This is a genomic window from Chitinophaga sp., from assembly GCF_036569125.1.
Taxonomy (GTDB): Bacteria; Bacteroidota; Bacteroidia; order Chitinophagales; family Chitinophagaceae; genus Chitinophaga.
In genome coordinates this window covers 1-10538 of the sequence record NZ_DATCRF010000342.1, presented here as the reverse complement: position 1 = coordinate 10538, position 10538 = coordinate 1, and the positions used below count along the sequence as shown (strand labels likewise).

At 48.4% G+C, this 10538-nt stretch carries 12 protein-coding genes; 8 read left to right on the top strand and 4 right to left on the bottom strand.

Annotated elements, in window-relative coordinates:
* From VIM87_RS12620 to VIM87_RS12600, 5 genes are all read left to right on the top strand, one after another.
* On the top strand, positions 1-600 hold a 600-nt coding region (locus VIM87_RS12620), incomplete at its 5' end, for a stage II sporulation protein M (RefSeq protein ID WP_331997339.1).
* Between the two features lie 90 nt (positions 601-690).
* Complete coding sequence (locus VIM87_RS12615; protein WP_331997338.1) at positions 691-1524, top strand: DUF4129 domain-containing protein; 834 nt, start codon at positions 691-693, stop codon at positions 1522-1524.
* A 46-nt stretch (positions 1525-1570) separates the two neighbouring features.
* Complete coding sequence (locus tag VIM87_RS12610) at positions 1571-2809, top strand: DUF4350 domain-containing protein (protein WP_331997337.1); 1239 nt, start codon at positions 1571-1573, stop codon at positions 2807-2809.
* Positions 2810-3790 (top strand): MoxR family ATPase, encoded by a 981-nt coding sequence (locus VIM87_RS12605; RefSeq protein ID WP_331997336.1) that lies wholly within the window; start codon positions 2810-2812, stop codon positions 3788-3790.
* Between the two features lie 26 nt (positions 3791-3816).
* Entirely contained in the window at positions 3817-5157 is a 1341-nt protein-coding gene (locus VIM87_RS12600) for a DUF58 domain-containing protein (RefSeq protein ID WP_331997335.1), read from the top strand.
* A gap of 168 nt (positions 5158-5325) precedes the next feature.
* Here VIM87_RS12600 and VIM87_RS12595 read toward each other — a convergent pair whose 3' ends face one another.
* Genes VIM87_RS12595 through VIM87_RS12585 form a run of 3 tightly spaced genes read right to left on the bottom strand, consistent with a single transcriptional unit; the run spans position 5326 to position 7675 of the window.
* On the bottom strand, positions 5326-6024 hold the full coding sequence (locus tag VIM87_RS12595) for a hypothetical protein (RefSeq protein WP_331997334.1): 699 nt from the start codon (positions 6022-6024) through the stop codon (positions 5326-5328).
* A gap of 41 nt (positions 6025-6065) precedes the next feature.
* Complete coding sequence (locus VIM87_RS12590; RefSeq protein WP_331997333.1) at positions 6066-7067, bottom strand: nitronate monooxygenase; 1002 nt, start codon at positions 7065-7067, stop codon at positions 6066-6068.
* Between the two features lie 11 nt (positions 7068-7078).
* Positions 7079-7675, bottom strand: a complete 597-nt coding sequence (locus VIM87_RS12585; RefSeq protein WP_331997332.1) for a riboflavin synthase — start codon at positions 7673-7675, stop codon at positions 7079-7081.
* Positions 7676-8050: 375 nt separating this feature from the next.
* Between VIM87_RS12585 and rpsU the strand changes: the two genes are divergently transcribed.
* A complete protein-coding gene (gene rpsU / locus VIM87_RS12580; protein WP_089920815.1) occupies positions 8051-8248 on the top strand; it encodes a 30S ribosomal protein S21 in 198 nt (65 codons plus the stop codon).
* 79 nt (positions 8249-8327) lie between these two features.
* Positions 8328-9275, top strand: a complete 948-nt coding sequence (locus tag VIM87_RS12575) for a tyrosine-type recombinase/integrase (RefSeq protein WP_331997331.1) — start codon at positions 8328-8330, stop codon at positions 9273-9275.
* 419 nt (positions 9276-9694) lie between these two features.
* On the opposite strand, the gene VIM87_RS12570 is transcribed toward VIM87_RS12575, so the two are convergent.
* The gene (locus tag VIM87_RS12570) at positions 9695-9862 is read right to left on the bottom strand and encodes a hypothetical protein (RefSeq protein ID WP_331997330.1); all 168 of its coding nucleotides are present in this window, start codon (positions 9860-9862) and stop codon (positions 9695-9697) included.
* Between the two features lie 239 nt (positions 9863-10101).
* On the opposite strand from VIM87_RS12570, the gene VIM87_RS12565 reads away from it, so the two are divergent.
* Entirely contained in the window at positions 10102-10401 is a 300-nt protein-coding gene (locus VIM87_RS12565; RefSeq protein WP_089920809.1) for an HPF/RaiA family ribosome-associated protein, read from the top strand.
* Positions 10402-10538: the final 137 nt, after the last annotated feature.

Here is a 10538-nt window from a genome sequence, read left to right as displayed (position 1 = left end):
ATGACGGAGCAGAACATCAGCAACGGCGATCCCTTTGGCGTATATAAAAGCGGTAATGAATGGGTCATGTTCCTGTCTATTGCCTACAACAATATTAACGTAGCCTTTATGTGCTTTGTGAGCGGAATTATGTTTGCTGTGGGCACTTTATGGCTGCTGTTCAAGAATGGAATTATGCTGGGATCTTTCCAGTATTACTTTTTTGCAAAGGGACTTGGCTGGCAATCGGTGCTGGTGATCTGGATCCATGGTACGCTGGAAATATCGGCTATTGTAATTGCCGGTACAGCGGGTATGATCATGGGCAGCGGGTTGCTTTTTCCCGGTACGCGCAAGCGGGTAGATTCATTAAAAAGAGCCGCCAAAGACGGTGTAAAAGTAATTGTTAGCCTGGTGCCGGTGTTTATTGTAGCGGCTTTCCTGGAAGGGTTTGTAACCCGCCACACGGCTATGCCTATGTGGCTGAGTATCTCCATTCTGCTGTTATCACTCACCTTTATTGTGGGCTATTTTGTAATATACCCCATACGTGTGCAGCGTAAAGGCTACCGGCTGACGATCGACGGGGTATTGATAAAACCTGCGGATAAAAAGGATTGATCAGATCCGGCAGGTTTTCAGAAAAATAACTATATGCGAATAACGGATAGGTATACACGCTACTGTTGGTTAACTGCCTGCATATTGCTTATGCTGCCGGCATTACTGCATGCGCAGGATGCAAAGGATACCATATATGCTCCATTAAGTGTAGAGGATGTGAAGGAGCCGGCAAAAGAAGCCGGGGTAAATGAGGATACCTATAATGAACCCGGCACGGATAGCGATTCAGAAAATGTAATGGAAGATCCCGTGGTTCCGGTTCCGCATCACCTGTGGGACCAGGCGGTGCCGGCTGATGCCGATACCCTGGAGTGGTGGGAGAATAACGGGCTGGTGCTACGCAGGGTACCGGCTTCGGTAATGGAAAAACTAAGGGCTGATAAAAAGCTGCAGTACGATAAAAAGGTAAAGCCGCCCTCCAATAATCTCCGGTGGCTGGCAGTGGCGCTGGTAGCCCTGGCGGCTTTTTTACAAAGCATTCGTTATATTATTTATATCCTGCTGATAGTGGGCCTGGTATTGCTGGTGCTGTTCTTTATGCGGCAGCAGGGCTTTCGTTTTTCCCGGCGCAAGGGCGACCCGGAGCTGCCGGAAGTGGAAGCAGAGAACATTGCGGCCACTGCCTATGAAAAGCTGATACAGGAAGCTATCAGTGGGGCGCGGTTCAGGCAGGCCGTGCGGCTGCTGCATTTGCAGGCGCTGCACTTATTGTCGGAACAGCAGCTGATCACTTTAAGCAAGGATAAAACCAATACGGATTACCTGCGGGTATTATCTAAAACCCAATGGTACCAGCCCTTTGCGCGCCTTACCCGGGATTATGAGTATATCTGGTACGGGGAAGTGGCGGTGAATGAGGAACAGTTTGCGCTGGTGTACGGGCGGTTCCGGGAATTTCAAAAAGAACTCAATCATCTTTAAAGGCTGTAGGTGAAAACCATGCAGGCCTGTATAAAAATCTTGTTAGTTGAAATCAAAGTTTTCCATAATTATAGTAGTGCTGGTGGTGGTGTGCATCATTCTGCTGCTGGTGGCGGGCACCCGCTCGGTGGAGGATGAGATCCAGGACCTTACCAAGCAAAGCTTTTCCTACAAGGATAAAAAGCCGGGCGGCTGTTATGCGCTGTTCCAGGTGCTGCCGCACCTGTATACCAATGAGCCGGTAAAGGTGGTGACCAAACCCTTTAGCCTTACCTACAAAAAGAACCAATCCTTTGCAATGGGGGAGGAAAGCCTGTATATTCTGGTAACCAAAAAATTATACGCCAGCGAGCAGGATGTAACGGATATGCTGCAGTTTGCCGCTAATGGCAACCAGCTGTTCATAGCCATGACAGAGCCCGACAGCCTGCTGCAGGCCCGGCTGGCCGTTGAAGCAGATACGCTGGACCCTGGTTTTAGCATGCCGGTAAGCACCCAGCATTTTATAAATCCGAATCTGGCGCCGGATACTGTTTTTACACGCAAGGGCATTGCAGCGGGCCGTTACTTTACCAGCTATGATACCAGCGCTACCACTATTTTAGGTACCGGTATTGTACCGGATAGCAGTACCGGCAGGGCAAAGCCCAACTTTATACGTATTGCTTATGGTAAGGGAGCGGTGTTCCTGCTGCTGAACCCTTCCACGCTTACCAATTATTTCCTGATGCATGAGCCTAACATGGCATCGCTGGAAAAACAGCTGGCTTATACCTACAACATTCCCACTGCTATTTATTGGGATGAATATTATAAATACCTGAACGGGCCCCGGGGCGATTTCAGTGAGTGGCAGGTGCTGATGCGCTACCCCGCCATTCGCTGGGCATTGTGGCTGGTGGTGGCCTTGCTGCTGTTATATGTGCTGTTTGAAGGTAAACGCCGGCAGCGCATTATACCGGAAAAGGAAGTGCTTACCAATAACTCGCTGGAGTTTGTGGAAACGCTGGGACAGCTGTATTATCAGCAGGGCAACAACCGTAACCTGGCGCATAAAATGGTGCTGCACTGGACGGAGTATATCCGTACCCGTTTTTACCTGAACACCACTTACCTGAACCAGGCTTTTATAGATACGCTTACGCGCAAGTCGGGCCTGCCTTATTCAGATGTGCGTGAGATTGTGGACAGCATACATCATATACAGCTGTCGGAACAGATCAATGATAAATATTTAGAGCAATTTTATAAAAACATACATCAGTTTTACCAAAACACGAAATAGATGGACGTGAATACATTTGAACCCAGGTCAGACCTATCCTCACTGCACCAGTCAGTGGAGGCTATCCGTGCGGAGATCGGCAAGGTAATAGCCGGCCAGCATGAAATGATAGACCTGCTGATCACGGGACTGCTTACGCAGGGACATGTGCTGATAGAAGGCGTGCCCGGCGTAGCTAAAACACTTACTGCCAAGCTGCTGGCCCGCTGTGTGGATGCGGACTTTTCCCGTATACAGTTCACCCCGGATATTATGCCGGCCGATGTGCTGGGCACCTCGGTATTCAACCCCCAGAGCCGGGAGTTTGAATACAAGCGGGGGCCGGTTTTCAGCAACCTGGTACTGATAGATGAAATTAACCGTGCACCCGCCAAAACACAGGCGGCGCTGTTTGAGGTAATGGAAGAACGGCAGGTAACCAATGATGGTATCACACACCCGCTGCCATTGCCGTTTATGGTAATAGCCACGCAAAATCCTATTGAACAGGAAGGTACGTACCGTCTGCCGGAAGCCCAGCTGGACCGCTTCCTGTTTAAGATAGAGGTGAAGTACCCTGCCGTTGCAGAGGAAGTAGCTATGCTGCAGGCCATGCATCAGCATAACAATATACAGGACATTACCCAGCTGGTGAACCGCGTGATCACAGCTACCCAGGTAATGGAATACCAGGCGCTGGTACGCAAGATCCATATTGAAGAAAAGCTGCTGCATTACATTGCGGCACTGGTGCAGGAAACCCGTGTGAATGCCTCATTGTACCTGGGTGCATCGCCACGTGCATCCCTGGCCGTTATGAACTGCGCCAAAGCCGTAGCTGCTATGCGCGACCGTGATTTTGTAACACCGGATGATATTGTTGAAATGCTGCCGCATGTGCTGCGCCACCGTATTATGCTAACACCGGAACGTGAAATGGAAGGTATTGCTACGGATGAAGTGATAGCACAGATCGTTAAGGCAGTGGAAGTACCGAGGTAGGGAGCTTTCCGCTAAAAAACAAACAAATGTCCATCAAAGAAATATACCGCGCCTTTTTCTTCGGCAACCGCTTTTACCTGTGCCTGGGTGGGAATGTACTGCTGTTTATAGCAGCCTTCTTTTTCCCGGCGCTGTTCGTTATTGCGCAGCTGGTGTTTGCTGTGCTGGTGGTGCTGCTGTTGCTGGATATCAGCATGCTGTTTGGCGCATCAAAGCCCTTGCAGCTGGAACGTGGTATGGCAGCACGTTTCAGCAACGGAGATGATAATGAGGTACGGATAACGGTGCAGAGCAGCTTCCGCTTCCCGGTAAGCCTGTCTGTGATCGATGAGCTGCCCTTCCAGTTCCAGCTGCGGGATCATGTATTAAAAACCCGGCTGAAGCCCGGCGCCACGCACGTTTTTAACTTTATGCTACGCCCGCTGGAAAGAGGCGTGTATGAATTTGGTAATACCAATGCATTTGCCGCCAGCCCCTTTGGCCTGGTAAAGCGGCGGGTGGTGTTTGAAAATGAGCAGGCGGTAAAAACCTATCCATCCTATCTGCAGCTGCGCAATTATGAATTGCTGTCTTTCACCAACCGGCTGAATGAGCTGGGTGTGCACAAAAAGCGCACGATTGGCCACAGCATGGAGTTTGATCATATAAAAGAATACAGCCGTGGCGATGATGTGCGCATGCTGAACTGGAAAGCTACTGCACGCCGTGGTAACCTGATGGTAAATACCTATGTGGAGGAACGCTCCCAGCAGGTGTACTGTGTAATAGACAAAGGGCGTAATATGAAAATGCCTTTTGAAGGATTAACGCTGCTGGATTATGCCATTAACGCTACGCTGGTATTCAGCAATGTAGTATTACAAAAAGGCGATAAAGCCGGCTTAACTACACTGGGTGCGCAACAGGTAGATATTTTACCGGCCAGCAATAAGAAAACACATCTTAACAAGATCCTGGAAATGCTGTATGCGCAGCAAACCCAATGGCAGGAGAGTGATTATGAACGGCTGAGCATCAGCTTACGCAGCGCATTATCCCAACGCTCGCTGCTGATCCTTTTCACCAACTTTGAATCTACCACCGGTATGCGCCGGCAGCTGCCTTACCTGCGCCGGCTGGCAAAGTATCACCTGGTGCTGGTAGTATTCTTTGAGAATACGGCACTGAAGCAGGTCACGGAACAGGAAGCCGCGAATGTAGAAGAAATATATAAGCAGGTAATTGCACAGCAGTTCACCTATGAAAAGAAATTAATTGCAAAGGAGCTATCGCAGTATGGGATTATGTCGCTCTTATGCACGCCCCAGCAGCTTACTATACAGGTTATTAATAAGTACCTGGAGCTAAAGGCCAGGATGTTGATTTAAACGGTCCATGGCCGATGGTCCATAGTCCATTGCCTGGATCGATCGTATAGAAGGTTTGCAATTTATTTGTGTATGATTACCGCTGTGTTATATGCGATGACATTACTTGTATAATCTCCACCGTGTTATATGCCATGGACTATGGACCATCGACCATGGACTAAAAAACTACCCCCGCTTTTTCTTTCTATTATTATTGTAAAGCTGCCGCTCATCGTTGATGATCATGGAATCATCATCCGGTTTTTGTTTTACAGGGATCACGGAATGTATCACCAGGGAAGGGTTATCCCGGTAGGTAGCAGTTACGTTAATAAAACGGGTGGTATCTGTTTTGCCTAATAGCAGGTCCTGCCCCAGCAGCTGGCCGGCAGAGGTTTCAAACTGTATGCTGGTAGTGTCCAGCGGGTATATTTTACCGGTGTTAAAGCGGCCTTCTACATTCAGGTAAAAATGAATATCGCGTTTTAGACTGTCTGCATAATGGTGAAAGCGGATGCCGGTAACATAAGGCAGCTGCAAGGCCGCTTCTATGGGCTGCTCTGCATCGGGCAGGGTTACCAACAGCTTTACCTGGTAACGGTTTTGCGCCAGGTAGCTGCGGTCAAAGGTAAGCACTCCGTTACGGCAGGTACCGTCCGGGGAGGTTACTTTGATATATTTCCAGCGGTAATCGCCTTTCAGGAAACCTTCTGTTGAGCGTATCTCGCCATTGGTATACGTGATCTCCAGCCCGATAGGCGCCTGGTTATACAGCTCCACTACTGCAGTAGTATCATAATAAGCCGCAATGCTTTTTACTGTATGCTTTTGAGCATGCAGCATAAACGGCAGCCATAAAAAAGTGAGGAACAGGTATCCTTTCATTATCCGTTAGCTTACTTATACTTTCACCCGCAATTTTATATTCACACAGATCCTAACTGTGACGCGGCTTGCAGCGTTTCGTTCAATTCTTGTACCAGCTTTTGAACAATAGCCTGTGTGGGCACAATATCTTCCACCATCTCCACGCTTTGCCCGGCGCTCCAAAGCTGCTGGTAAGTGCCGGGACGTACGGCCTGTTCCAGCTTTTTCATGCCGCGCAGCTGTACCAGCATTTTGAAATATTTGCGGGTACGCGGGTTGTGGCTCAGCATTTTTTCCATCCAGTTCTGCTTATAGCCTATTTTTTTTGCAGCAGGGGTATTGATGATATTGCAGGGCGTACCGGACAGGCGCTCTGTAAGCACAATATCCTCCATGCCATATTCCAGGATGGCCTGTTTATATTCATCACTTACGCTGGCTTCTTCACTGGCAATAAAACGGGTGCCAATGGATACGGCCTGCGCGCCCAGGATCATTGCACTGGCTATTTGCCGGCCGGTAGCAATACCGCCGGCCGCTACCAGGTATTTATCCGGGAAGGCTTTTTGCAGGGCAGGCACCAGCACGTGCATAGGGTAGGGGCCTGCATGCCCGCCTGCACCTGCGCATACGGCAATAAAGCCATCGCAGCCTTCTTTGGCGGCCTTTTCTGCGTGCTGCAGGTTAGTTACATCGCACAGCACTTTGCCGCCATAGCTGTGGGCGGCATCAATTACCTGGCGCGGATTGCCCAGGGAGGTGATGTATAAGGGCACTTTAGCTGCTGCGCAAACCTGTAAATGTTTTACGTAGAGCGGGTTTGTTTTTTGAACGATCAGGTTTACGCCATAGGTGCCGGCTGGGTTATGGGCCGTAATGTGTTCGTTTAACCGGTCAAGCAGGGCTTTCAGCTCGCCTTCCTTACGGAAGTTGAGGGATGGAAAGGTACCGGCAATGCCATTGTCCATGGCGGCTTTAACCATGGCCTCATTACTTACCAGGAACATGGGCGCCTGGATAATAGGGTAGCGTACGTGGAATGCCTGGGTGAAGTTAAGCATGCAGTTCGTAATTAATTCTTGGCTGTTACTGCCAGCTGCCTTGCCACATATTTTCCCAGGATGTCAAATTCCAGGTTAACGGTATGGCCGGGTGCTACGGCAGATATGTTGGTGTGCTGATAGGTGTAGGGGATCACGGCCACGGAAAACTCCCGGTCCGTTACATTAAAGATGGTAAGGCTGATGCCGTTCAGGCAAATGGAGCCTTTTTCCACCAGCAGGGCGGCAAAATCGGCCGGGTAACGGAAACGGTATTCCCAGCTGCCATTTTGTGAGGTTTTAGACAGGCATTCGCCTACACCGTCTACATGGCCCTGTACCAGGTGCCCGTCTATACGGCCGTTGAACACCATGGCCCTTTCCAGGTTCACCCGGTCACCGGGGCTTAGCTGGCCCAGGTTGGTTTTTTGCAGGGTTTCAGCCACAGCCACTATTTCGTAGCTGTTATCCTGCAGGCCGGTTACCGTGAGGCATACGCCGTTGTGGGCAATGCTCTGGTCTACCTTCAGCTCCGGCGCCAGGTTGGATTGTATGCTGATAACCAGGTTGCTGCCTTCCTTTTTGGTGGATACTACTTCTCCTAATGATTCTATGATACCGGTGAACATAACTTTTACTTTAGTATTTAAAAGTAAGCAACTTGGGGGAAAAAGGAGGGAAGAAGTAAGAAGCAGGACCTGATTTGACTGATCAGATCAGAGCCTGACATGGACTTCACTAGGGATGGACTAGGGAAAAACATGGGATCCAGTAGGGAAAGACATGAGAAACTCATGAGAAAGACATGGGAAAATGACAGGGAGGGTTATGGGTAGGGTTTTATGTAGGGGGGTAGAGTTGCGCACGGGTTGCACACGGGATACGGGGCTGTTTTAGGAGGGGAGGGTACCAGTTACACCCGAATGGAACACTGATTGCATTTGGTATTTCTAAAACATTGCTTTATCTTTGCTCTCCCTAAAATTATTAAAGGAGTTTTTACTATGTTAATCATCGATTCTAAAGATTGCGAAAACATTGACAAGGCGCTGAAGAAGTATAAAAAGAAGTTTGAGAAGGCGCGCATTCTGCTGCAGCTGCGCACCCGTCAGTCTTTCACCAAGCCTTCTGTAAAGCGTCGTAACCAGGTGCTGAAAGCTGTTTACAAACAGCAGTTAGCCAGCGGTAAATTTGAAGATTAATCGGGTATAAAGTATCCGTTCAAAATACTTGATGATTGTAAGGTTTTGTATAACTTTACAATCATCAAATTTTTTGTATTTGAGCAAGCAGCCACTTCACCCTGCCGTAGCTAAGTTCCTATCTTACATACAGCTGGAAAAACGTTATTCCGATCATACCGCTGTTGCCTACGAGCAGGATCTCCGTCAGTTTTTTGATTATTTACAGACCCAGTATGATGGCGTACCTGAACTTACGGCCATCGGGCATTTACATATCCGTTCCTGGCTGGCCAGCCTGATGGCTGAAAAACAGCAGGCCCGCACCGTTAACCGCAAAATTTCCGCACTTAAATCTTTTTTTAAATACACCGTTCGCCAGGGTTGGGTAAAACAAACGCCTATGGTGAAAGTTGCTGCGCCTAAAATAAGCCGCCGCCTGCCGGGGTTTATTGATGAAAAGGGCATGCAGGCCGTGGAGGACAATAAAAGCCTGCGCCGCGGCCAGGAAGAGACACCCATTTTCGCAGATGACCTGGAAGGGGATACCCACCGCCTTATTTTTGAGCTGCTGTATAATACCGGCATCCGTTTGTCGGAGCTGATCAACCTGCAGGAGCGCAATGTGGATACCGGCAACCTAACCATTAAGGTCCTCGGAAAGGGCAATAAGGAAAGGATCATTCCGGTGAGCCGGGAGCTGCTGCAGCAGGTGCAGGCCTACAATGCCCGCAAACGCCGGGAGCTGGAGCAGCCGGAAGGGGCGGTGCTGCTGGTGCACCCCAAAAGCGGCCGTAAGCTGTATCCCAAGTATGTATATAATATGGTGCGGGGCTATCTCACTGAGCACCAGATCACCACCATTACGCGCAAAAGCCCGCATGTGCTGCGGCATACCTTTGCTACTCACCTTACCAATGCCGGGGCAGATATTAATGCCATTAAAGAGCTGCTGGGGCACTCCAGCCTGGCCGCTACCCAGGTGTATACGCATAATACCATTGAAAAGCTGAAGAATGTGTTTAAGCAGGCGCACCCGAAGGCGTGATCTTAAGTAAAAAGGAAAAAAGTAAAAATTAAAAGGATTGACGCGGAGGTTGGAATGGGGTGGGAGAGGTTGTGTTTCCCGCGTTATCAGGTCTTTGCCCGGTGTTTTAGCGGTTCATCCCTTATTTCCCTGGTCCGCGTTGCACATGTTGTTTTTGGAGCTTTTTTGGGACTTTAGGCCTCTTTGTTCCCTGCTTTCAGTTTCCGTTTCAGGCCCTCCTTTAGGCTTTCTGCTTTGCGCTTCTTTTGGCTTTCAGCTTCCGTTTCAGACCCTCCTTTAGAGCTTTATGCTTTGCGCTTTTAGCTTCTTTTGGCTTTCAGCTTCCGTTTCAGTCCCTCCTTTGGGCTTTATGCTTTTAGCTTCTTTTGGCTTTCAGCTTCCGTTTCAGGCCCTCCTTTGGGGCTTTCTGCTTTCTGCTTTTAGCTTCTTTTGGCTTTCAGCTTCCATTTCAGGCCCTCCTTTAGGCTTTCTGCTTTCTGCTTTGCGCTTTCAGCTTCTTTGGCTTTCAGCTTCCGTTTCAGGCCCTCCTTTCTGCTTTCTGCTTTCTGCTTTGCGCTTTTAGCTTCTTTGTGCTTTCCGCTCCGCACTCCCTTTTTACTTTTTACCTTTTACCTTTTTACTTTGAAAAGCGCCCCCAGCACTAACTCCAACGCCCTACTTTTTTCGCGGTATTAACAAATTATTATGCTTTAAAAATGCAAAAGCAGATAAAAAGCATTACATTAGTAATAGAGTTCTTTCCCAACACATTTAAACAAAAAAAGCCTATGAAGTGAATGTTTACCAATTCTAACCGAGATTGTTAAATATTAAAAAATTAAGTGTCATGAACGTTCAAATTCAAACTGTGCATTTCGATGCTGATTCTAAACTGATTGATCATGTTAACAAAAAAGTTCAGAAGCTCACTAATTTTTACGACCGAATTGTTAGTGTAGATGTTTTCCTGAAGCTAGACAATGTAGCCCATCAGATCAAAGACAAAATAGCTGAGATTAAGATCCGAATACCCCGCCAAGATCTCTTCGTCAAGTACGAGACAAAATCCTTTGAAGAATCCTTCGATCTCGCCTTCAATGCCGCTGTAACCCAGATCAAACGCCAAAAAGAGAAGAAATTTCAGTAAATCCTGAAAAATATTTTGAAGTTAATAACCTCTTTACTACCTTTGCCATCCCGATTCAAAAAGGGATTGGTGAAGGTAGTAAAGTTCTTTACTGTAGGGCATTTTAGCCAAAACACATCAGGTAGAATTATTGGCGG

What these genes read in the sequence shown, in the direction of transcription:
- VIM87_RS12615 (WP_331997338.1), top strand. Translation starts at nt 691, where the DNA reads ATGCTGCCGGCATTACTGCATGCGCAGGATGCAAAGGATACCATATAT.
- VIM87_RS12605 (WP_331997336.1), top strand. Translation starts at nt 2,810, where the DNA reads ATGGACGTGAATACATTTGAACCCAGGTCAGACCTATCCTCACTGCAC.
- VIM87_RS12600 (WP_331997335.1), top strand. Translation starts at nt 3,817, where the DNA reads ATGTCCATCAAAGAAATATACCGCGCCTTTTTCTTCGGCAACCGCTTT.
- VIM87_RS12595 (WP_331997334.1), bottom strand. Translation starts at nt 6,024, where the DNA reads ATGAAAGGATACCTGTTCCTCACTTTTTTATGGCTGCCGTTTATGCTG.
- VIM87_RS12590 (WP_331997333.1), bottom strand. Translation starts at nt 7,067, where the DNA reads ATGCTTAACTTCACCCAGGCATTCCACGTACGCTACCCTATTATCCAG.
- VIM87_RS12585 (WP_331997332.1), bottom strand. Translation starts at nt 7,675, where the DNA reads ATGTTCACCGGTATCATAGAATCATTAGGAGAAGTAGTATCCACCAAA.
- rpsU (WP_089920815.1), top strand. Translation starts at nt 8,051, where the DNA reads ATGTTAATCATCGATTCTAAAGATTGCGAAAACATTGACAAGGCGCTG.
- VIM87_RS12565 (WP_089920809.1), top strand. Translation starts at nt 10,102, where the DNA reads ATGAACGTTCAAATTCAAACTGTGCATTTCGATGCTGATTCTAAACTG.